The 21,674-nt window shown below is 69.9% G+C and carries 18 protein-coding genes; 10 read left to right on the top strand and 8 right to left on the bottom strand.

Translation table 11 applies throughout. The features are described 5' to 3' along the window. Positions 1 to 12 precede the first annotated feature (12 nt). Positions 13 to 597: a hypothetical protein gene (locus tag ACZ6ZI_RS38895; protein WP_469529529.1), complete on the top strand. Its 585-nt coding sequence runs from the start codon at positions 13 to 15 to the stop codon at positions 595 to 597. Here the strand turns inward: ACZ6ZI_RS38895 and ACZ6ZI_RS38890 are convergent. Continuing rightward, the gene (locus ACZ6ZI_RS38890) at positions 548 to 841 is read right to left on the bottom strand and encodes a hypothetical protein (protein ID WP_469529527.1); all 294 of its coding nucleotides are present in this window, start codon (positions 839 to 841) and stop codon (positions 548 to 550) included. The two genes, ACZ6ZI_RS38895 and ACZ6ZI_RS38890, sit on opposite strands and share 50 nt — an antisense overlap. Before the next feature lie 495 nt (positions 842 to 1,336). Between ACZ6ZI_RS38890 and mobF the strand changes: the two genes are divergently transcribed. Continuing rightward, positions 1,337 to 5,548 carry a MobF family relaxase gene (gene mobF / locus ACZ6ZI_RS38885; protein WP_469529526.1) on the top strand — a complete coding sequence of 1,404 codons (4,212 nt, stop codon included), beginning with the start codon at positions 1,337 to 1,339 and terminating at the stop codon, positions 5,546 to 5,548. A gap of 313 nt (positions 5,549 to 5,861) precedes the next feature. On the opposite strand, the gene ACZ6ZI_RS38880 is transcribed toward mobF, so the two are convergent. Next, positions 5,862 to 6,899: a hypothetical protein gene (locus ACZ6ZI_RS38880; RefSeq protein ID WP_469529523.1), complete on the bottom strand. Its 1,038-nt coding sequence runs from the start codon at positions 6,897 to 6,899 to the stop codon at positions 5,862 to 5,864. 181 nt (positions 6,900 to 7,080) lie between these two features. Here ACZ6ZI_RS38880 and ACZ6ZI_RS38875 point away from each other — a divergent pair, with 181 nt between their 5' ends. From ACZ6ZI_RS38875 to ACZ6ZI_RS38860, 4 genes are all read left to right on the top strand, one after another. Further along, entirely contained in the window at positions 7,081 to 8,079 is a 999-nt protein-coding gene (locus ACZ6ZI_RS38875; RefSeq protein ID WP_469529520.1) for a hypothetical protein, read from the top strand. Then, a complete protein-coding gene (locus tag ACZ6ZI_RS38870; RefSeq protein ID WP_469529518.1) occupies positions 8,076 to 9,209 on the top strand; it encodes a site-specific integrase in 1,134 nt (377 codons plus the stop codon). The genes ACZ6ZI_RS38875 and ACZ6ZI_RS38870 overlap by 4 nt, the downstream gene beginning before the upstream one ends. A 40-nt stretch (positions 9,210 to 9,249) precedes the next feature. Next, positions 9,250 to 9,576, top strand: coding sequence for a hypothetical protein (locus tag ACZ6ZI_RS38865; RefSeq protein ID WP_469529516.1), 327 nt, complete (start codon positions 9,250 to 9,252; stop codon positions 9,574 to 9,576). Positions 9,577 to 9,965: 389 nt separating this feature from the next. Next, positions 9,966 to 10,187: a hypothetical protein gene (locus ACZ6ZI_RS38860; protein WP_469529513.1), complete on the top strand. Its 222-nt coding sequence runs from the start codon at positions 9,966 to 9,968 to the stop codon at positions 10,185 to 10,187. Positions 10,188 to 10,278: 91 nt separating this feature from the next. Here ACZ6ZI_RS38860 and ACZ6ZI_RS38855 read toward each other — a convergent pair whose 3' ends face one another. Next, on the bottom strand, positions 10,279 to 10,494 hold the full coding sequence (locus ACZ6ZI_RS38855; RefSeq protein WP_469529511.1) for a hypothetical protein: 216 nt from the start codon (positions 10,492 to 10,494) through the stop codon (positions 10,279 to 10,281). Between the two features lie 108 nt (positions 10,495 to 10,602). Here ACZ6ZI_RS38855 and ACZ6ZI_RS38850 point away from each other — a divergent pair, with 108 nt between their 5' ends. Beyond that, positions 10,603 to 10,809 (top strand): hypothetical protein, encoded by a 207-nt coding sequence (locus ACZ6ZI_RS38850; RefSeq protein ID WP_469529508.1) that lies wholly within the window; start codon positions 10,603 to 10,605, stop codon positions 10,807 to 10,809. A gap of 237 nt (positions 10,810 to 11,046) precedes the next feature. On the opposite strand, the gene ACZ6ZI_RS38845 is transcribed toward ACZ6ZI_RS38850, so the two are convergent. Both ACZ6ZI_RS38845 and ACZ6ZI_RS38840 read right to left on the bottom strand, forming a co-directional pair. Further along, positions 11,047 to 11,355 carry a hypothetical protein gene (locus ACZ6ZI_RS38845; protein WP_469529507.1) on the bottom strand — a complete coding sequence of 103 codons (309 nt, stop codon included), beginning with the start codon at positions 11,353 to 11,355 and terminating at the stop codon, positions 11,047 to 11,049. Positions 11,356 to 11,640: 285 nt separating this feature from the next. Continuing rightward, positions 11,641 to 14,319, bottom strand: coding sequence for an ATP/GTP-binding protein (locus ACZ6ZI_RS38840; protein ID WP_469529505.1), 2,679 nt, complete (start codon positions 14,317 to 14,319; stop codon positions 11,641 to 11,643). Between the two features lie 229 nt (positions 14,320 to 14,548). Between ACZ6ZI_RS38840 and ACZ6ZI_RS38835 the strand changes: the two genes are divergently transcribed. Beyond that, entirely contained in the window at positions 14,549 to 14,827 is a 279-nt protein-coding gene (locus ACZ6ZI_RS38835) for a hypothetical protein (protein ID WP_469529502.1), read from the top strand. On the opposite strand, the gene ACZ6ZI_RS38830 is transcribed toward ACZ6ZI_RS38835, so the two are convergent. Both ACZ6ZI_RS38830 and ACZ6ZI_RS38825 read right to left on the bottom strand, forming a co-directional pair. Continuing rightward, complete coding sequence (locus ACZ6ZI_RS38830; RefSeq protein WP_469529500.1) at positions 14,791 to 15,360, bottom strand: zeta toxin family protein; 570 nt, start codon at positions 15,358 to 15,360, stop codon at positions 14,791 to 14,793. The genes ACZ6ZI_RS38835 and ACZ6ZI_RS38830 overlap by 37 nt on opposite strands. Positions 15,361 to 15,415: 55 nt before the next feature. Further along, a complete protein-coding gene (locus tag ACZ6ZI_RS38825) occupies positions 15,416 to 16,423 on the bottom strand; it encodes a recombinase family protein (RefSeq protein ID WP_469529497.1) in 1,008 nt (335 codons plus the stop codon). 640 nt (positions 16,424 to 17,063) lie between these two features. Here ACZ6ZI_RS38825 and ACZ6ZI_RS38820 point away from each other — a divergent pair. Continuing rightward, positions 17,064 to 17,537 carry a hypothetical protein gene (locus ACZ6ZI_RS38820; protein WP_469529493.1) on the top strand — a complete coding sequence of 158 codons (474 nt, stop codon included), beginning with the start codon at positions 17,064 to 17,066 and terminating at the stop codon, positions 17,535 to 17,537. Positions 17,538 to 17,686: 149 nt separating this feature from the next. Here the strand turns inward: ACZ6ZI_RS38820 and ACZ6ZI_RS38815 are convergent, their stop codons facing one another. Continuing rightward, complete coding sequence (locus ACZ6ZI_RS38815; protein WP_469529492.1) at positions 17,687 to 19,132, bottom strand: MFS transporter; 1,446 nt, start codon at positions 19,130 to 19,132, stop codon at positions 17,687 to 17,689. Positions 19,133 to 19,843: 711 nt separating this feature from the next. On the opposite strand from ACZ6ZI_RS38815, the gene ACZ6ZI_RS38810 reads away from it, so the two are divergent. Further along, positions 19,844 to 21,484 carry an ABC-F family ATP-binding cassette domain-containing protein gene (locus tag ACZ6ZI_RS38810; protein ID WP_469529491.1) on the top strand — a complete coding sequence of 547 codons (1,641 nt, stop codon included), beginning with the start codon at positions 19,844 to 19,846 and terminating at the stop codon, positions 21,482 to 21,484. Positions 21,485 to 21,674: the final 190 nt, after the last annotated feature.

Here is a 21,674-nt window from a genome sequence, read left to right as displayed (position 1 = left end):
AGGGGCACCACCATGACTACCGTCATCCAGCCCGAGGCCGTCGCCGAACGGGCACGGGAGATCCTCGCCGTCTGGGAAGCCGACCCCGAGTTCGGCCGCCTGTGGCAAAGCTGCGCAAAGTACAGCAGCGACTGGACCGACTGCTACGGCTACACCGTCATCGACCGCTACGACGCCCTCGCGGACGCCCCGGCCCTGTTCATCGAGACGATGCGCGCCATGGCGCTGAAGTCCGCGATGTACGAGCTGACCGGCCTCGACGAGAAGGCCGCCGAGCTCGCGCTGCCGGTGCCCGTGGACGTCATGTCGCACGCCCTGACCGCGCAGTTCACCGTCATGTCCCGGATCCAGCGGCGCACCGGCATCCTCTTCGTCCACGCCACGGACATGGAGGACGGGATGTCCGGCGGCACCTGGGTCCCCGGCGACTTCACCCACCAGTGCTACCGCGCCGCCTTCGGCCCGGTGAACGAACGGTTCTGGATCGACGCGCCCGAGACCGAGCGCCGCCGCCAGGTCCTCGACGTCCTCTACGCCGAGATCGGCATCACCGAGCGAGGAAAGAAGGCAGCCATCGCCGGCCTCGTCGCGGCGTAGTCTCCGGCTCGGCCGACGGCAGCGGCTTCGGCGGCGGCGCGATCCGGTCCGGCTCCACCCCGATCTTGTGCGGGTGGACACAGGCCGGGGTGCCGTCGGCCGTGTAGCGGAAGCCGTCGGCCGGGTCGAACGGGCACTCCCAGGACGGCCGGTCGTAGACCACGAACGCCTCGCGCGGCAGCCTCTTCGACGGACAGATGCCACACGCCGGATGGTCCTCGCCCTGGGCGAAAGGCTCGCTCATGACGGCACGGTAGCGCGCCACCACGGCGCATCGGACCACAACGAAGAAGCCGTCAGCCCACCAGCGAAAAGCCGCCCCGACGGGATGCGTCGGGGCGGCTTCGTGTTGACGTCACCCTCCTGCCGGTCAACCTCGCCAGATAACCCGCACTCGGTCGTGCTGATGTCTGAGCAAGGCCACCGCCGCGTGTTTGGTCAGTCTTGCCAGATAACCCGCGTGCTGGCCGTCCGCGCCGACTCCGCGCCCTGCCGACGAGAGTCCTGCGCACCCAATGGCACCTGCCAGGCGCCGAAGGAGAAGCAGCTGATGCTGACGCCATCACCGCAGATGAGAGCCCGTATCCCGTCTGACGGGAGGCTGTTTGGTCAACCGGTGATCCAGAGGTACGGTTCTGATTCTCGCCGGAAAGGATCACTGAATAGCACTCCAGGTATCTCCGATACATGATCATGGTCCGCGCGGCGGACGAACTACCGCAAAGGGGGCGGGGCTGGGGTGGGGTTTGCGACGCCGATCCGTGCGCCTGAGCAGGTCGAATACCGCCTCGCCGAGAACTGCGGCTGCGACCAGAGCGCGGACGCCCAGGTCGAGTACCGGCTCGCCGACGCGAGCGATCTGCGGTGGATCGGCAGCGGCCTGAGCGAGTTCGGCCTGACCGCCGGCGCGCCGGTGGACGCGGACACTGCACGTGCGCTGATGGACGGCCGCGACCCCCGCAACGGCGCGCAGCTGGTGAAGCGCAAGAAGGTCCTCGACCCGCGCGGCAAGGTCGTCGCCCGCGTCCTGGTCGATGCTGTCCGCGAGCTCGCCGCGGCCGACGGAATGATCGTCACCGACTACCTCGGTGACGATCGACTGGCCGCCCGCTTCGCCCGTGCCGAGCGCGGCATCCGCCGCGACGGCGAACAGCACCTTCTCCCCGTCGCCGACGCCGAGCGCCTCGCTGCAGCCGCCGGCCTTTCCGCCGACACCCTGTACGGCGCCGACGTCATCGCCGAGGCCACGAAATGGAAGGGCCACCATGTCGACGTCGGCCTGCGCGGCGTGGACGTCACCGCCGAACTGGTGAAGTCCATCAGCGTCGCCTTCGGCCTCGCCGACCCCGCCACCGCGGCCGCCATGGAGGCCGACTTCCTCGACGCGGTGAACGAAGCCGTCATCGGCGTCCTCGAGCCCGCCGCCGCGTACGGGATGGCCGGCCACCACGGCGACGGCGAGCGCGCCCAGCGCGTGGAGTCCTCCGGCCTGATCGGCTGGGTCACCCTGCACCGCTCCGCCCGCCCGGTCGACGCCTCACCCGGCGACCCGCACCTGCACGCCCACATCAACATCGCGCACCTGGTCCACTGCGAGGACGGAAAGTGGCGCGTACCCGGCGCCGGGGGAGAGGACTTCCACCGCTATGCCCGTCTGGTCAACGAGGTCGCCGAAGCCCGCTTCCGCGCCAAGCTGATCGAGAAGTACGGCGCCCGCTTCGAGCTGTCCCCCAAGGGGGCCTGGGAGCTCGTTGGCATCGACGAAGACGTGCGCGACGCCTTCTCCCGCCGCCACCAGCAGATCGTCACGCTCGTCGGCAGTGACGCCACCCGCGACGAGCAGAAGACCGCCGCCCGGCGCACCGCCGAAGCGAAGGAAGACACCTCCGCCGAGGCCCCGCGCGAGAACTGGCGCACCCGCGTCGTCGCCCAGCTCGGCGGCCAGGACGAGGTCGACGCGATGCTCGCGGCCGCGCTGCCCGGCCCGGACGGATCGGCGCCGCTGTCCGCCGGCGGAGGCCCGCGGATGCCCTCGCCCGAGGAGATTGCGGCCCGGATCTGGGACGCGGAGCACGGGCTGACCGCGTCGAAGAAGGTCGTCGGCCACACTCACGTGCTGGCCGCCGTCGCGGCCGCCGTCCCCTACCTGAACTCCGCCGAGCAACTGGCGGCGCTGACCGACGCCGTGCTCGCCGTCGACGGCCACGCCGTACGGATGCCGGACTCCAACCGGCACCACCACACCCACCGCCAGCGGTACACGCACAGCGCCGTGGTGGAGGCCGAGCGCATCATCATCGAGTCCGCGGCCACCGGCCTGGACGCCGGGCTCGCGCAGCTCACCGCCGACGCCGCCGCGATGACGATCTCCGCCACGGAGATGGCCAACTCCACCGGCGACCGTGTCTTCGAGTTCTCCGCCGAGCAGCGCCAGGTCATCGTCCGGCTGCTGACCGCTGGCCACGCCGTCGACACCGTCGAGGGCGTCGCCGGCGCGGGCAAGACCACGATCATGGCGGCCGCGCGCGCCGGCTGGAAGGCCGCCGGGCTCCGCGTCGCCGGCACGTCCACCGCCGCCGTCGCCGCCGCGAACCTCGCCGCCGAGGCGGGCATCGACAGCCAGACCATCGCCGCGTGGACGCGGGAGATCAGTGGCGGCCGCGGCCTGGCCGGAGTCGGCGTCCTGGTCATCGACGAGGCCGCGATGGTCGACGACCGCGCCCTGGCCGTGCTCCTCAAGCACACGTACGTCACCGGCACCAAGGTGGTCGCGGTCGGCGACCCGCTGCAGCTGCGTGCCGTCGGCGTGGGCGGAGGCTTCGCCAGGATCCACAAGCTCGTCGACGGCCTGGCGCTCACCGAGAACCGGCGCCAGCGCGACGTCGTCGAGCGCGCGGCCCTGCAGGACTGGCGCGACGGCGGCCGCACGACCGCCCTCGCCGCGTTCGCCGCCCACAGGCGCGTGCACGCCGACGACACCTCCACCGAGGCCCTGACCTCCATGCTGGCCCGCTGGAACGCCGCCCGAACCCGCTGGGCCGGTGACCCGTACGGCCAGGTCGCCGACCTTCTGCTGCTCGCCGCCCGCCGCACGGACGTGGCCACCCTCAACGCCGGGGCCCGCGCCCTGCTGGTCGCCACGGGAGAGCTGGAGGTGGGCCGGACCTTCGCGACCCAGGGCGACGGGCGGATCGCCTTCGCCGCCGGCGACCTGGTCCACATCCGCCGCAACGACTACCGCTCCCGCCGCGACGCCTCCCAGCCGGACGTCCTCAACGGCTTCCGCGGCGTCGTCCTGGAGGTGAAGACCGACCCGAAGGAGGCCGTGCTCGTCGAGTGGCGCCGGCCCCGCCCGGGCGGCGGCCACCACACTCAGCAGGCATGGATGTCCGCCGCCGACATCGCCGAGGGCCGCCTGACGCACGGCTACGCCATGACGATCGGCTCCGCCCAGGGCCTGACCAGCGACGTGACGATCGCCTACGGCCTGCACGCCGACTCCCACAGCCTCTACCCGGCCATGTCCCGGGCCCGGCTGGAGAGCCACCTGCACCTGCCGCTGAACGACCTCGAGGACGTCGTCACCCGCATCCGGCTCGGCGACGTCCGCAGCGACACCGAGCGCCTGGACCGCGCCGTGGCCGCCTACGGCCGGCTGCTGGAGAACGACGCCGACGACGTCATGGTCACCGACGAACTCGCCGCCACGGACAACGTTCTGGAGACCCCGGAGGAGACCGCCGAACGGATCGCCGTCTGGAGCGAGCGGGCCCGTGCCGCCCGCCTCATCCCGCCCCAGCTCCAGCCGCACCAAGAGGCCCGCGAGCACGCACAAGGCCGGCAGGACGCCGACGCCGCGCCGACCCCGGCCGTGGCCCGTGACAGTGCGGACGGCCACGACGCTTGCCTCGACCGCCTGCGCGCCCGGTATACCGGACCGGACGCACCCACGATGCCCCAGGCCCCCCGCGACCGGATCCAGGAACTCCTCGACGCCGGGTACGCCTCGCGTCCCGAACCGGCCCCCCAACCCGAGCCGGAGCCGGTCGTCCCATGGACCAAGCGCCCCCACGGGCACATCGCGACCTCGAACCTGGAGCGGTACGCCGAAGAAGCCGACCAAGACGCCGAGACCGCAGCAAGGAAGGCGGCCGCCTTCGAGCACCAGGCCGCGTCCCTCGCCGCCGTCCTCGGCACCGAGCTCTCCCCCAGCCACGTCTCGTACGACAGGCGAGCCGAGAAGCTCTACCTCGCTGAGGGCCTCCTGCGCCGGGCACAAGAGGCCGAAGAGAAGGCCGACGCCATCGGCAAGCTGGTCGACGAGCTGTACGAAACCAACCGGGAACAGGACCGGCTGCAGAAGAAGGTGCGAGCCCGGGCGGCTCTCAAGCGCAGTGCTCTCACCTTCCAGCGCGCCGGCCTGCTGGAGTCCGCCGACGAACTGCGCAAGCTCATCGGCGCCCGTACCGACGAAATCACGGCCCTCACCGAGAACAAGACCAACCTGCACAGCGACGCCCGCGAGATGCGCCAGCAGGCCCGGGAGATCGCCGCCGAGGTGAGCGGCCACGCCGTCTACCCGGCCACCGTCGTCAAGACCCTTGCCGACCGCCGCGCCGAACTGCCCGCCTTCCGGGAGCGCCTGGAGAAGGCCGACATCGACCGGTACGCGTACCTGAGCAAGCAGGCCGAAGCGCACCGCGGCAAGCAGGCCGAAGCCACACGGAAGGCCGACGGACTGCGCGGGGAAGCCGTCCTTCGGTCCGGACTTACTGACGGGCAGAGGGCCACCGAGGTCAAGGAGCGCATCGAGGCGGCCCAGCGCGCCCGCGCCAACCAGGCCCGGCGTAACGCCGAGGCAGCGCGCCAGGCCCAGCGGAACGAGCACACGAACCGCGCCTACCGCCCGCCTACACCGGACCACGGGCGCGGCAGCGGGCTCGGACGCTGACCAGGCCAGGCCGGTGGTACCCGGGGGCTTCGCCGCCCCCGGGACCCCGCTACCCCCGGCACTCCCCGGCGCGAAACGGCATTCGCGTGGCTGACGCCCGTACGCGCCGGGGAGCACCGGGGCCTGACCCCTCGCTCCTGACCGCACCGGCCTGCTCCCTAAGTGGGTGGGCTTGGCAGCGTCTTTTGCCTGTGGGTGGTGAGAGCGGCGCGGCTACGCCTGAGGCCCCATGCTCCGGTGAGCAGAGCCAGGGAGGAGCCTAGGCTCCCGAGGAACTCGGGGAGAGTCGCCTGCACGATGGAGACGAGGGTGCTCACTGAACTACCACCCCGGTCGCGCCCGTATAGACAAGGCTGGCACGACGCACGTACTGCTGGCCGAGCCTACGGAGCTTGCGCATAACGCGCTGCCCGACTTGCTCGGACTCCCCCGCCATGCTGGCAGCTTCCCTCCACGACCCCCCGTACAGAGCGAAGGCGCGCGCGACCCGCTGCTCGTTCTCGTGTAGCCGACTGAACACCGCGCCGGCGTCACATCGGTCGGGGAACCAGGGAAGGACCTTGTCTTCCACCTGGTATGAGGCGCCGACGACGTCGTGGAAACGGTCTCCGGACGGAAGGAGGTGGTCCAGTGCCCAAACCCGCCCAGGGCCGGTCTTCCGTTCCCACAATGGCCTCAACTGCCGGTGCACGACTTGAACCTCCCGACGCAAGTGATCGAGCGGACTGGACTCTTCCGGCTCCGGAATAGCGGCTTGGTCGACCCAGTCGCCAAGCAGGGCAGTCGAGACGGCTTCCAACCACATGGCGTCTGGTCGGGCGATCCCAAGAACCGTGCTTGCGAAGGCCGCGACGACGGGTTGCCATTCGTCCACCGTGTGGCTCTCGAGGACGGCGTTCCGGGCGTCGAGCGCAGCAGCCAGATGGAGCTTGGCCTGCTCGCGCATTTTGGGGTCGGGGCACCGACGAGCGAGGTGTTTGACATACACAAGGAACTGGCCGATCGCCCAACCCAGAGTTGAGCTGTTGGCGTACCTTCCAGCTGCCTGTCGATCCCTGACACTACGTTGCATCGCCCCGCCGTCCAGATTGCTGGCGATCGCCGCGACCCTTGCCAGCTCCGGAAGATCCTGAGCCACGAGCGTCAGCCACTCGCGTCGCTTTTCCATGTGGAACGGGGCGAAGAAGTACTGCCATGCACGCCGGACCCGTGGCACTGGTCGCGCGTACTTCACCGGTGTGCTGGAGACGCAGAGCACCAGGAACCTGCGGTCGAACTCTGGGTGGATGGTGACGCGGTACCACGAGCGCGGCGAGAACGTTCGGGTCCAGGAGTAGTCGTCGGGGTACATGGGGCTCCTTCGAGGACAGGAAGCATGCGCTTCATCCTTCGGGCCTGGCCCGGCCCCGATCTGTCAAAGAATCTCAGAAGCCTCCCTGTGACTGCTATCACTCCGGATAACATGCCATATCCGCAGCGATAAACCGGACATGACGATCCATCGTCCAGGCATCAGATGAGTGGGGGAGTACATGGGAGCCACCGAGCCGGACCGCACAGCAGAGACGCCGGAGACTGAGGTCCACTTCCCGCCGGTCGAGAACGGACTCGACTACCTGCTCAGCGTGGTGGATCTACTCAGCAGGGGCGAAGCCGGCGTGAGCGCGCGCAATCTCAAGTTCGCTGTCCTTCATCTCCAGGCGGCCACCGAGGTCCTGCTCAAGTACCGGCTCTACCTGGAGCACTGGACGCTCGTCATTCAGGACCTAGACGTCGCGCGGCAGAGCAAGGCGAAGAAGCTAACCCGCAAAGTCTTCGACCGGGGCGACTTCATCAGCTGTACCCCTCTGGAAACCGTGGAACGGGTCCGCTCCATCGTCGGCGTGGACATCAGCAAGGAGGAGCAGGAGCAGATCGAAGCCCTCGCCAAGGCGCGTAACGCGCTGCAGCACTACGGGCTGACGGAATCGGCCGCCGTCATCGAGGCGCGCGCCGCCAAGGTGCTCGACTTTTTGATCCGTTTCCTCGATGACGAGCTACTGCCCCGGCTGGGAGAAGACACGAAGGTCCGCCTGCAGGCCGACCTGGACCTGATCCGTCTCGGCCTCACCGGCATCCAGGGCTTCGTTACACATCGGCTGGAGCGAATCGCCCCCGGCTTGGAACCGCACAAGGCCAGAACCCTTCACTGTCCGGACTGCCGGCAGTGGACTCTCGTCGCGGCCGCGAAAACGGACTGCCGGTTCTGCGGCCGCCGCCGGTCGAGCGAGGACGCAGCGGAGGAGTACATGTTGGAGATCCAGCCGTTGAGCCAGCCCTGGGAGCTGTTGGCGCCCTCACTGTGTGCAAACTGCGAGGTCAACGCTTTGGTGCCACTCGCGCTTATCGCCGACGCTCCGGAACATCCCGTCGGTTTCTGCTTCAACTGCACGGAGAAGTTCACAAACGACTGCACCCGATGCGGCCGTCCGTTCCAGGGCAGCGACGAGGACTTGACCTGCGGTGAGTGCTTCGCGGAGCTCGTGGGATGAACATGCCGGAGCCGATGCTGCACTCAGGAGTGGACCTCGAACTCGTCGACGCCGAGCTCGTCGAGGGCCAGGGGCAGACCGCCGCCAAGGGGCTGGTCGAGCATGACCCGGCTGCTGCGGTGCTCGCCGCGCTGGAGCAGGGGGCCGAGGAACACATGGCGGCCAACCGACCGAAGAAGACCACCGCCTCGTACGCCGGCGACTGGAAGCTCTGGCAGGAGTTCCACGGCTGGCTCGCCGAGCGCACCGGCACGCTGCTGGCGCTGACTGCCGTCACCAAGGGCACGATGGTGGGCTTCACGGTGTGGCTGGACGAGGTGAAGGAGGCCGCGCCCAACTCGATCGACCGCCGCATCACCGGCGTCACGGTCACCGCGCGGGGCCTGGGCGCCACCGTGCCGAAGGAGGCCACCCTCGCGGCCCGCCAGTTGGTCAAGAAGTTCAGGAACGACCCGAAGCGGATGGCGCGCGGCCGGGGCAAGGCCGTTGCGATCACCCCGGTCGACCTCCGCAAGATGAACACCGCCGACCGCACGCGGGCCCCGAAGCCGGACGCCCGGCGCCAGCGCACGCGCGTTGTTCCCGAGCTGGCCCGGCTCCGGGACCGGGCGATCAACACCCTGCGGTTCGCCATCGCCGGCCGCAACGAGGAGATGAGCGCCCTCGACGACCCGTACATCAAGCTCGTCTCCGAGGGCCTGGAGGTGCACGTCCCCAGCGTCAAGGGTCGACCGCCCCGCGACGTCGCCGTTGCGTACGGCGAGCACCCCGACACCTGCCCGGTCCGCTGCTGGCTTGCCTGGCAGCAGGCCAAGCTCGGCGCCGGCGCCGCTCCCGGCGGGCCCTCCTTCCTGCCCGTGGACCAGTGGGGGCACCTGGGCACCGCCCGGCTCGCCCCGGACTCCTGCGGTCGCGCGATGACCCGGGCCGCCGAGCAGGCCGGCCTGGAGGCCCGCATCACCGGCCACTCCGGCCGCCGCGGCGTGGTCACCACCGGCCGGAAGAAGGGCAAGCGTGCCGAGAAGCTCCGTGCCCAGGGCGGCTGGTCAGCCAAGAGCGCGGTGTTCTGGGTGTACGTCGACGACGGCGAGAAGTGGGAAGACGCCGCCACTGAAGGCATCGGTCTGTGACCGTGGACAACTCAGACACCGATCTCTGGGAGGGACCCACATGGCCGACGTCTGGGTGCTCCGGCGCATCCCCGCAACCGACGACCGCGTAGCGCGCTCCGCGCTCATCCGGACCGACGCCCTGCGTCACCTGGAGGCGAACGATTACCAGGTGACGCTCAATGAGCCGGGCATGGAGCCTGTCGTGCTTGCGGACTGTGAGAAGGGCAGCCACCTGCTTCCGTTCGACTTCCACGTGGAGCTGCTCGCCGAGATCGCCCGAGCCCGCAAGCGCGCCGAGGACGGCGAAGACCAAGTGGTCATCGCCGAACGCGACACCAGCGATGAGTGGGCGTGGAAGACCTACGGGCTGCCCGAACTGGTCTGATAGACCGTCTAGCCGAGGGCGAGAGCGGCGTTGCGCCCGTTGGCGATCAGCGACCATGGCCATGCTTCAGTACGTCTTCGACATCACCCAAGACGTACTGGGAGAGAGCCCCGAATTTCCTGGAGGTACCCGTGACCCTGTTGCCCGCTGACCGTCGTCCACAGCTCGCTGAGGAGATGGCCCTCCTGCTCTGGGACTCGGCCCGACACCGGAGCTGTGGGTCAGCCCGAGACCAGTGTGAAGAAGCTGCGATCTTCCTCCTGATCGAGCACAACGTGTGGCCGGCCAAGTTTCTCGACGCTGACGTCCTGCGGTTGGAGGACGTGGACGGGCGGCCCCTGGGACCTGAGTACCTGGGGAACGGACCTGAGGGGGGTGTGCGGACGTCCGTGGACTGGGCCCGTGTCACGGAGCTGCTGGCGATGGACGAACCCCCGGTGCAAGCCTCGAACTCGGAGTGGGCTGTCCTCGGGTTCGCGGCCACTCTGGCGGCGAGCCCCTGGTCCGTGATGTTGGGATCGGTCGACGCCACGAACACGCAGCTCTTGCACGCGGCGCTGGCCTGGGCCCGTGGAGGGGAGACCGCAGCCGACAAGGTCCCGCGGCGCTGACCCGAGGCGGGTGGTCTTCCGGGCGTGAGCAATTGGCCCCGGTGTCCTAGCCCGAGGCCGGTTCCGCGTGGCGGGCGAGTGCCGTCTTCAGCTAGGGGGACGGCTCCCAAGCTTCCGGGCCGCCGCCCCTCCACTCCACGAAGTCGGGATCGGTGAGGTCCACGTCCTCGGCATCCTCCATGCCGGCGGCGGCAAGGAAGACCCGGATATCGGCGGGACGGTGTGCGGCTCCGATGGCGACGCCGTCGTAACGGACCCGGCGCCATCCGCGCTCGTCGGGCGGGTAGACGATCAGCTTGGCGGACATAACTCCACCTTGCGTTCCTCGCAGCAGCCAGGCAGATCCCGTACGGCCATTCGTGCGTGGTGCTCGTACGCTGTGCGCGAGCTCGATCGGCAATTCGATGGAGGCAAGATGGCGAACAGCCAGAGCGAACCCGTCCGCTTCACCGTTCCGATGAAGCCGTCCTTCCGAGAGAAGGCGACACGCGAGCAGGCGCTCGGAGCGCCCATGCGTTGGAGTCTCAGCGAAGACGTGATGATGCAGGGGGTTGTCGTGGACTGGACGGACGAACCGGACGGCAGCGTGACGCTCACGGTGGAAGCCGTCGCGGCGGACTAACTGTTCGCGCGGACCAAGCTGTCGGGTCCGGCCCCGAGAGCACGCCGGACCACCGGTACAGCCTCCGTACGTAGGGCGGGCTGCTGGAGACCGTCTTCGGCAGCCCGCTCGGCGACGGTGCGGCCGCGGACGGTGGGCACCGCCTGGTCGTCGGTGAGGGGGGTCGGTCCGTGCCCGAGGGGGCGGCGCATGGTACTCACCACCGAAGTCTCGCAGTCCGGCTGGACGGCTCCTTCGTCAGTGCCGTTCATTGGACAGGTCGACTGTGAGGTCCAGGCGGTGGCGCGGCGGACCGGGCGGGTCGATGTCGTGAGGGGAGAGGTAGTCGCCGATCCAGTTCATGCCGATGAGTACGGCGTCGAGATGCTCAGCCATCCATGTGCCAGCCGCATGGATGATGTCGGCTTCCTCGGACCCGGTGAACGTCACGACCTGGACGTTGTTCTCCCGAGGGTGGACCTCCACGGGGCCGTGGTACGTCTTGTGACCGTGCGGGGTCCGGGGGCGGCCGATCCTGGTGACGTTGCTGCGGTCGTCCTCGCTCATCGTTTGCCTTTCCATCGAGTTACCTTGCCTGCCTACATCAACTGGCCCCGGGAAGGCGGTGTGTTCGTTGGTGAGGGAGATTCGGGGGTTGAGGAACATCGGACCGAAAACCGGCGCTAGGGTCTGTCCGGCCCGGACACTGACCCCGATGCCACCCGGTTGAGGCGGGCAGGCTGAGACCGTTCGGAGACGGTCTCAGCCGCCTTGAATTTCGCTCGAACAGATCGAACGAAGCGGCTCCAATTGGAGCCAGGTGACCGGAGAGGACGGGGCCAGCCGGGAGCGTCAGCTTGCCTCACGCAGGTGTGTCTGTCGGCTGGTGACCAGCGCGCGCCAGCGGGCCCGGACGATGTCGTCATCCTCCAGCCACTGGACGGGTGTACCGGGTTGCGGGAGGTCGCCGAAGGCGGCGGCGATGTGGGCGTAGTACGCGTAGGCACCGTTCGCGGTTGAGGCGCTGACGTGGTCGGTGGCGCCTGTCAGATCCTGGTGGGCGCCGAGGACCGCGTGGTGGAAGGCCAACGCGAGGTCGAGGGTGGGCTCCAGCCAGGTGAGGCCGGCGACGGTGAGCTCGGTGCGCAGGGTCTGGGCGCGGTCGGTGACATCGGGGGCGCCAGCGTCGCGGATGAGGGCTGCGATGTGGGTGATCAGGGTGGTGGCGCGTTGTGCGAGGCCGTCCAGGAGCTGGTGGGCGAGGGCGATCTCGTCGTCGGCGCGTGCGGGGTCGGTGAAGGCGACGGCGAGGGTAAGGCGGGCCTGGGAGATGGCCTGTTCGCCGGCGTTGCCGTGTTGCTCGGCCTGGGTGCGGACAGTCTCGTACGCCGCGGTCGCGCGGTCGAGGTCGCCGTGGGCCCACCAGATGTCGCCCAGGACCCGCTGCTCGCGCCCTTCGTAGCCGAGGCCCTGCGCGGCGGTGAGGGCGGTGGGGAAATCCCCGTCGATGCGGGCGGCGCCGGCCATGCCCCGGCGGGCGAGCATCGCGAGCCGGCCCCGGCCTTCGGCGACCCTCTGCATGCCCTGGCGGGCGGTCTCGTTGTGGCCGAGGTCCCGGTTGGCCTTCGCGCGGTAGTACTCGGCCATTTCAGCCAGGACGTCGGGCAGCAGGCCGGTGTCGAGGACAGTGGTGAGCCGATTCACGGTGTGCTCGCGGTGTTCGCTCTGGCGGCGGGCCAGGGCGAACAGCAGCTCGGCCAGTGCGTCGGCCGGACCGTCCGGGGGTGAGGGCTCGATGCTGCCGGGGGCTACGGGTTCGCGCGCGGGCGGGGCCAGCGGCTCCCAGACGGCGTCGCTCTCGTACGCGACGGCGGCCTGGGTGAGCCAGCCGAGGTCGTCCAGGCGGTGGTCGCGGGCCAGGCGCAGGCCCTGGCGCAGGCAGGCGACGAGCAGGGCCCTGCCGGCGGAGGTGTTGTTCCACTGGTCGCCGAGTGCGGCGAGGGCTCGTTCGGCGGCGCGCTGCCAGTCGGTTGGGGTCCACCCGTCGTCGGTGTGGTCGTCGGCGGTGCGTAGAGCGGTGCGGATAGCCCCGTGCAGGTGGTAGGGCCAGATCGCGTACGGGTTCTCGGTGACCATGGGCCGGTCGGCCAAGCGGCGGGCCGGTGCCTGGTGCGCCAGGCCGGCGGCGCGGGTGGCCAGGTCGAGGTCGAAGGCGTCCAGCAGGGACACCGAGCGCAGGACGTGGCGCTCGTCGGCGGTGAGGTCGGAGAGGGTGCGGGCGATCAGGGCTGGGAAGGTGTGGTCGAAGTCGGCGGTGGTGGCGGGCCGGCCGCTGCGGCGGATCTCCAGGAAGCGGGCGACGGCCAGGTCCAGGTGGAGGGGGAGTCCGTGGGACCGCTCGGTGATGACCGCACGTACGTCCGGGCTGATTAGTGGCTGCCCGTCGTGGCTAAGGCGGCGGGCGAGGTAGGTGTCGCAGTCCTCGGGGGAGAAGTCGCCGATGAGAACCTGCCGCCGCTGCCGGTGGCCGGGCTCAGCGGCGCGTGCGGCGGGGATGCCCGCGGGCGGCATCGCAAGTCCGGGCCAGGCGGCGGGGCCAGTGTAGTCGAGCTGGCCCTGCAGCCCTTCGTCGGCCCACTGCAGCCGGGAGCGGCCGGTGATGACGAACAACGCGTTCGGCATCAGCCACACCACCCGCTGAATGAGCCGCTCTAGATCCCGGTGGGTCCGGTCGCCGACGTCCTCGAAGGTGTCCAGCAGGACCACCGGCAGCACCCTGTCTTCCGGCGGCAGCCGGGCGAGCTCCCAGGCCAGCAGGTGCGGGTAGAACGACAGCGCCTCCAGGCTGGGTTCGGCCTCCAGCAGGCTCGCCAGCCGGGCGCAGCCCGCCAGCGCCCGTACCGTCTGCCGGCGCTCGCGCAGCGCCCTGGTCAGGGAGCCGGTGAGCTGGCCGATGGCGGAGCCGACGGTGCCGGGCAGCAGCAGGGCCTGGGCGACATCGGCCAGGGCGGACTGCATCTGCTGGGGCATGTGCTTGCCGAACCGGGCGGCCAAGCCGCCGCGGCGCAGGTGGTCCTCCAGGCTCTCGCCGGGGTGCTGCGCCTCCCAGTACCGTCGCATCGCAATGTCGAAGGCGGGCAAGGGCCGGCCCAGCTCGGCCAGAGCGGCGCGCAGCGTCAGGACCAGGTCTTCGAAGCCGATGCCCACGGAGCGGGAGAGGTCGATCCGTACGGGCAGGATCCGTTGCCCAGCCCAGTCTGGCTCGCCCCACTGCGCGGGTCGGCCGGTGCCCTTGAGGGCGGCCTCCACCTTCCTGGACAGCGTGGTCTTGCCGACGCCGCCGACCCCGTGGAAGACGACGATGTTGCGCCGAGGGGCCTCGAGATCTTCGACGTCGAAGGCCTCGCTGGCGACGAGCCGCAGGTGCTCCTGCACCGCCCCGGAGACCAGCGCCCACTGGCCCTGCCGGTTGGTGAACGCTTCGCTGGTATCGATGGGATCGTTGGAGCTGAACAGCGCACGCAGATCCATGGGAACCCCCCGGTCGGTGATCACGTGAGCGCCAACCTATGCCCAAGCACCCGAGGAGGAAGGGCGATTGGCGGCCCGACGGTCCATACCGGCCGTCGACCCGCCGGAAACCGGCCGCCCTGGTCCGCGGCGCGCCCGGCACGGCAGCCTGGGACCTGCCGTGCCACGTTCCTCCGGGCAGCACCAATAATGATCTTCTTTTCCCTGTCCACAGTCCAAGGCGGTTGCAGTGAACGACCAGACCTCCCGCGACGACGCCTCCGGCGGCCGGCCGGGCAGCGCCCACAGGGCTGCGTTGGAAGCGGTTGGCCAGGTCGTCGCCTGGTACAGCGCACGCATCATGGCGGAGCGCCGATCCGGCGCGGCCGCCGGACGCCTTGAGGAGCTGACGGCCCGCCGCCGGGCCGCCCTCGCAGAACAGGACCGGGTCGAGGACGCCAGCCCCGAGGAAGCCGCCCGAATCGACGCGGCCTACCGGTCCTTGCTGGAAGAACTCACGTCGTCGTAACCGTCGACCGAAGCAGGCAGCGGCGGGCCGCCCCGGGGGAGAGGCGGGGGCAGGGCACGAGGCCGCCGATGCACCCGCATCAGCGGCTGGGCCAGCCCTGTGGTGGCGATCAGCTCGTTCCGGTGCTGCGGCAGCACAGACCGCAGGTAACGCGCCTCGGCCCAGAACCGCTCGGCTTCCCGTTCTGTGTAGGGGCGTAACCATTCACGGGCGAGCGCCTCGGCGGCACCGCACTGCCCAGGCGGGTGGAGGACGCTGCCGTCCTCGCGCATCACCGCCACCGCGTCCACCGTGCTGCTGTCCTCGGCAGCCTGCACCAGGTCGGCAAGAACGCCGAAACAGGCGTCGTGCCGGTCCGCCCCGACGAGCCGGGCGGGCCTGGAACCGCCCCGGCTCATCCTGGCGTAGTCGGACAGGCGGTCCAGCCGGGAGTCCGCCGCGCGCGCGGCGACCACCACCAGCTCAACCCGGTAACCCGCCCGCGCGTACAGGATCGCGCTGTTGAGGAACTCCGCCGCGCTCTCCGGAACCATCTCGACGGCCCTGTCCTCCCGAAGCTGCCGTGAAGTGACAAGTAGCTCTCTGTGATCAGAGTGGTACTCGGTCAGAGAGTGCGGTGCGGGGCCCGGGGACATCGTCGGCCCGGAGAGCGTCAAAATCGGCCTGCGCCTGATCGACGGCCTCGGGGTACGCCTCGCGTTTGGCGTGTTCGGCGAGTGCCCGGTAGATCCTTGCGACGGAGGGGCTCTGTCCCTTGCGTTTGCCGGTGGGGATGATCAGGTCGGGTTGGATCTGCTCGACGGACTCGCCGCCTGTGCGGCGTCGCAGCACGGTGTGGAGCATGTCGTCGGTGATGACCGGGGGCCGGCCGCCGTGCTTGCCCTTGCGGGCCGCGGTTTCGAGCCCTTCGAGGGTGGACTCCCGGATGTTCTCCCGCTCGGTCTCCGCCATCGCGGCGAAGAACGCGAACAGCAGCTTCCCCGGGCCGGTCGGGTCGTAGATGCCGGGCAGCGGTCCGGCGAGCATCTCCAGGATGAGGCCGTGGGCGGTGAGGTGGTCGGCGAGCGCGGTGAGTTCGGCGGCGTCGCGGCCGAGCCGCTTCATCTCGTACACGGTGAAGATGACCCGGCAGTGCGGAGCGTGCGCCTTGACCTCCCGCGCGGTCCGCAGCGCCTCCTCGAACTTCGGCCGAACGCGGATGCGGGTGCTGATCTTCTCGGCGAAGACTTTGTCCCTGGGGATGCCGTGCCCGGCGAGTGCGTCGAGCTGGGAGTCGAGTTCCTGCCCGAGGGTCGAGCAGCGGGCGTAGCCGATGCGGATGTCCGCTCTCGGCAGGGCCGGGTCGACAGGTGCCGGCGGCGGGGTGCCCGGCCGCCAGGGGCGGCCCGGTGCGCGGTCGGCCGGGTTCGGCACGCGCAGTGCCTTCTTCAGCCGGGGCACTCGGGTGAAGCGGCGGGTGTGGTAGGCGGAGGCGACCGCGCCGCCGCGCGAGCGGCACGGTGATCCGGGCTGGGCTTCGCACTTCGGACAGGCGTGCGCCTCGACGTCGTCGGCGTCCGACCGGTCCGCCGGGGAGGGGTGCTGAGGGTCCGTCATGGGCCCGGATTTTCGCACAATGCAGTTCTCAGAAGGGGGTCCGTACCGGATTCGAATGAGAACGGGTTGTGAGAACGAATCCGGGTTCGGAAGGGGGTCGGCGGTCCGTGATTGATCTTGCTCGCGGAAAGGATCGTTTATGAGACCGCACCTCTGGAGCGGATGGCGTCGAGACGGAGTGGCACAGGGCGTGGCAGGTATGCCACTTCCTTCGAGGCTTCACTGCCCAGTGGCGGAGCAACTGGGCTCCACAGGCCTACGCGTTGCCCCAAATCAGTGACACCGAACGGGCGCGGTCACTATGGCGCGGTGTGACCGGCATGAGCCGGTGTGAACAGGAGGGGCGCCCGCTACGCAAACAGGGCAGCCGCGGCCTGACCCCGTGACAGTCCGCCAACATCACCACTCCGTCGGCGGCATAGCTGGCGCCATGGGCGACCCGCCACAGCGCAGAGTCCTGCCGGCCGACATGCTGCTGGTGCCGACCTTGTGTGTTTGGGCTCCTGATGGCTCATCGGATTCAGGTGCAATCCGTTCGGCGCTTGCGGCTTGCGAGGCTACCCGCCTGAGCTCAGTCTCATTGTTGTGGCGGCCTGAGCGGCTCGCCCATTTCGCTGGCCCACAGTGATCGGGAGAATCCATGATTTCCACGACCCGCGCCAAGCTGACGGCGCTGATCAGTGCCCCGGTCTTCGGGGCTGCCGCCTTCGCGGGACTCACGCTCGCACCCGCCGCCCACGCCGCTGGCCAGTGTGGCCAAGCACTTTCCGACTGGCAGGGAACCTTCAGCGGCAGCTTCGTCAACACCACTACCACCCCGAGCGTCCCGATCAGCATCGGCCGACGCGGACCCGGAACCGTCACCATCTCCGGAACCACCATCACTGCAAATGGCTTCGCCTCGGCCACGATGCCGGTTTCCACCGTGAGCGACGGCGAGTTCTTCCCGACTACCGGCTTCCAGGGTACGAACGAGGCCGGCATCGCCACCTTGATCCAGATGCCCCAGTGCGGCGACCCCAGCGCGCCGACCGTGGTCACCTCCTTCCGCTACCGCTCTACGAGCGGCTTTCTCGGCACCAGCCAAGTCGCTACGGGAAACCCGACACGCTGAGACCCTTGGCCGGTGTCCAGGGACAGATCTGGACACCGGCCCCGCACCCCGCTGTTGCAGCACACAGTCCATGCGAGCCGGTCGGAACCTGGGCGGCGTCGCCCAGACATGCCCAGGTGAAGGACTCACCTGGGCATTGGCCCGATCGGTCAGGGTGTTTTGGCCGGTTTGGGGAGCGTGAACATCAATGCCCACATCGTGGTCAGGGCTGCGATGACGTACCAGATGGTTTGGGCGAAGGCGGTGGTGACGGTGGTGCCGTGGCTGCCGGCTGGGGCGTGGTTGAAGTAGACGAGTGATGCGGTGGCCAGGCCGAGGGCGGTGCCGAGCTGCATGGCGGTGTTGAACAGTCCGGATGCGGAGCCGGCGTCCTGGTTGCCGGTCTGGCTGAGGGTGAGGCCGGACAGGCCGGCGCCGATCGCGCCCAGGCCGATGCCGATCAGCAGCATGGGGGCGGCCGCGGCCGCGAACGTCAGGTGGGTGCCCTGCGAGGTGATGAGGAGCTGGTAGCCGATCAGGGTGAGGGCGATCAGGAGGGTGCCGGCCTGCGGGATCCGGCGCTGGTGGCGAGTGGCCCATCGGGAGGCGGCCATGGCACCGGCCATGCCGCCGACGGAGATGGCGATGTTGGCCGGGGCGAACTGCCATGGGGTCAGGCCGAGGCCGTCCTGCATGAACAGGACCCAGGTCAGCAGGAACACGCCGAGCACCAGGCCGAAGAGCAGCTGGGCTGCGAGTCCGCCGGTGAAGGCCCGGTTCTTGAAGAGGGACAGGGCGACCAGCGCCGAGTCTCCCCGGTCGGTTTTGGCCTGTTGCTGGCGGATGAAGACGGCCAGCGTGGAGGCGCCGGTGGCCAGCATGACCAGGCTCCAGGTGGGCCAGTGTTGTTCGCCGCCCACGGTGAGCGGGTAGGCGATCAGGAGCATCGCCGTGGCGGAGAGGATCACGCCCATCAGGTCTAGGCGCTGGGCGTGGGGTGCGCGGGACTCGGGCAGGTAGCGGCTTCCGAGGACGAGGGTGGCCAGGCCGATGGGCAGGTTGATCAGGAAGATCAGCTGCCAGCCGAGGCCGGCGATGTCCCAGGCGGTGAGGACGGCGCCCAGGGCCGGGCCGAGGATTCCGCCCAGCGACATGACCATGCCGTACAGGCCGAACGCCCGCGCCCGGGAGGGCCCTTCGAAGGTGACTGCGAGCGTGGCCAGCACCTGCGGCACCATCACCGCAGCGCCGACGCCCTGCAGGGCCCGGGCCGCGACGAGCAACTGCGGACTGGCGGTGATGCCGCAGAGCAGAGAGGCCGCGGTGAAGAGGGCGGTGCCGGCGAGGAAGACGCGTTTGCGTCCGTAGAGGTCGCCGAGGCGTCCGCCGGTGATCAGGCCGAGGGCGAAGGTGAGGGCGAAGGCGGCCGGGATCCACTGCATCTGGGCGCTGGAGGCGCCGGTGTCGGCCTGGATCTGCGGCAGCGCGGTGTAGACGATGGAGGCGTCGAGCGCGTTCATCAGCTCGGCGATCAGCACCACGGCGAGGATGATCGTGGCGCCGCGGCCGTCCTTCGCGGGGCCTTGACGGGTGCGGGTGTGGGTACGGGTGAGCACGGAGAGTCTTCCTGTTCGCATGGGGAGGGTGCCGGGGACAGGGGCGGGCCTGGGCAGGCCCCTGTACGCCGGCAGCGCGACAGGGTGCGATGAAGAGGGTGCAACGGGGCCCAGGCCATGGGAGGGCGCCGTCGTCGAGGCATGCGTCAGCGGTCCGCGATGGCGGACGGCTGGGGGGAGCCTCAAGACGAGCGGCTACTGGGCCTGGCGGATCGGAATTCACCTCGAAGACGTGGCAAGCCGGGCCAGGAACGGGCACCGGCGGAACCCCGGAAGCGTAGAGGGAAGATCACCATCCACGCAAAAGGGAAATCCCAGTCCACCACTCCCGTGCCTGTCTGCGCCATCGGCCGAAAAGACGATGGCCAGGCCGTTCGGGCGGTGTGTACCGTGGTGAGCGGTCCTGTTGTCGATGTCTGAGGTGGATCTTGCGCATCTGAGGTACGTGCCCCTGTCGCAGCCACGGCTTTCGCCCGTGCTGCCTGCCGCGGTCGGCTTCGCCGGCGGTGGCGGTCGTGCACGCCTCTGCGCTTTCTCCCCGCCCCATTGGGCGCGGGTCGAGGTCACGTCGATCCCCCTGTGGGTCCTCGCGTGGATTCCCCCTCTCGAATGCGTCGTGTTTGCGCTTCCGCCTGTCGTCGCCCTGTCGAGCGCGTGCCTCCTCGCACACTCGTCACCACAGGTGACCGAACTCTTCCGGTAGGCGACCTCATGACCGCAATCCTGACCACCAAGAACCTCGCCGCGGGCCACGGCGACCTCCCCCTGTTCACCGGCCTCGACCTGCTCGTGGCGCCCGGAGAGGTGATCGGCCTCGTCGGAGCCAACGGGGCCGGGAAGTCCACCCTGCTCCGGCTCCTCGCCGGACTCGACCACCCCGAGGAAGGACAGATCCACCTCGCCCCGGCCGGCGCGAGCGTCGGATACCTGCCCCAGGAACCCGACCGGCGCCCAGGCGAGAGCGTCCACGCCTTCCTCGCCCGCCGCACCGGTGTGGCGGCGGCCCAGCACGCCCTGGATTCCGCCTCCCAGGCCCTGGCCGACGGCGCCGCCGGGGCCGATGAGGCCTACGACACCAGCCTGGAACGCTGGCTGGCCCTGGGCGGCGCGGACCTGGAGGAACGCGCCGAGCAGGTCACCGCCACTTTCGGCCTGGGCATCGGGCTGGAGCAAGCCATGACCTCGCTGTCGGGCGGGCAGGCCGCCCGCGCGCAGCTGGCCTCGCTGCTGCTGTCGCGCTTCGACGTCTTCCTCCTCGACGAGCCCACCAACGACCTCGACCTGGCCGGCCTGGAACAGCTGGAGCAGTTCGTCCTCGGGCTGCGCGCGGGCGCGGTCGTGGTCAGCCACGACCGCGAGTTCCTCGCCCGCACGGTCACCCAGGTCCTCGAACTGGACCGTGCCCAGCAGCAGGTCCGCCACTACGGCGGCGGCTACGCCGCCTACCTCCAGGAGGCCGAACGGGCCCGCCACCAGGCCCGCGCCCAGTACGAGGAGTACGCCGACCGCAAGGCCGCCCTGCAGGAAAGGGCCAACATCCAGCGCTCCTGGGCGGAGAAGGGCGTACGCACCGCCCAGCGCCGCAGCAAGGACAACAACAAGTTCGCCCGCACCGGCCGGATGGAGAACAGCGAGAACCTCGCCGCCAAGGCCAAACAAGCCGAACGCCTCATCGAACGCCTCGACGAAGTGGAGGAACCCCGCAAGGAATGGCAACTGCGCCTGCAGATCGCCACCGCGCCCCGCTCCGGCACCGTCGTCGCCACCCTGAACGAGGCCGTCGTCCGGCGCGGCGACTTCGTGCTCGGCCCCGTCACTCTCCAGATCGACTGGGCCGACCGCGTCGCGATCACCGGCGCGAACGGCACCGGCAAGTCGACCCTGCTGGCCGCCCTCCTCGGCCGCATCCCGCTCGACACCGGACGCCACGCACTCGGCTCGGGTGTGGAGATCGGCGAGATCGACCAGGCCCGAGCCCTGTTCCACGGAACCGCATCACTCCTGGACGCCTTCCGGGCCGCCGTTCCGGACACCGAGCCGGCAGAGATCCGTACCCTGCTCGCCAAGTTCGGCCTCGGCCCCGATCACGTCCTGCGTCCAGCCGGCACCCTGTCCCCCGGCGAGAGGACCCGGGCCGCGCTCGCCCTGCTCCAGGGCAGAGGGGTGAACCTCCTCGTCCTGGACGAACCCACCAACCACCTCGACCTGCCCGCCATCGAACAACTCGAATCCGCGCTGGACTCCTACACCGGCACCCTCCTGCTCGTCTCCCACGACCGCCGCCTGCTGGAGACCGTACGGATCACCCGACGACTCGAACTCCACGACGGCACCCTCACCGAGAGCAGCTGAACCAGGGCCCTGACGCCAGTCCCGGCGGCTTATGCATCACCGCGGTCGTCAGCGCTCTGCGTGGCCTGGTCGGACGGTGTCGAGACAGGTGGTCTGGTAGGACGAACGGGCACCGGGCGAGCCCGGACGGGCCGAGGTCCCGTGGGCTCGCCTGTTCCAGCCGCGGGCCGAGGCGAGGCGATGATGGGCG

This window comes from Streptomyces sp. NPDC103540 (genome assembly GCF_055584445.1).
Note: the sequence above shows the minus strand (reverse complement) of the source record. Positions and strands in the feature narration are given on the sequence as shown.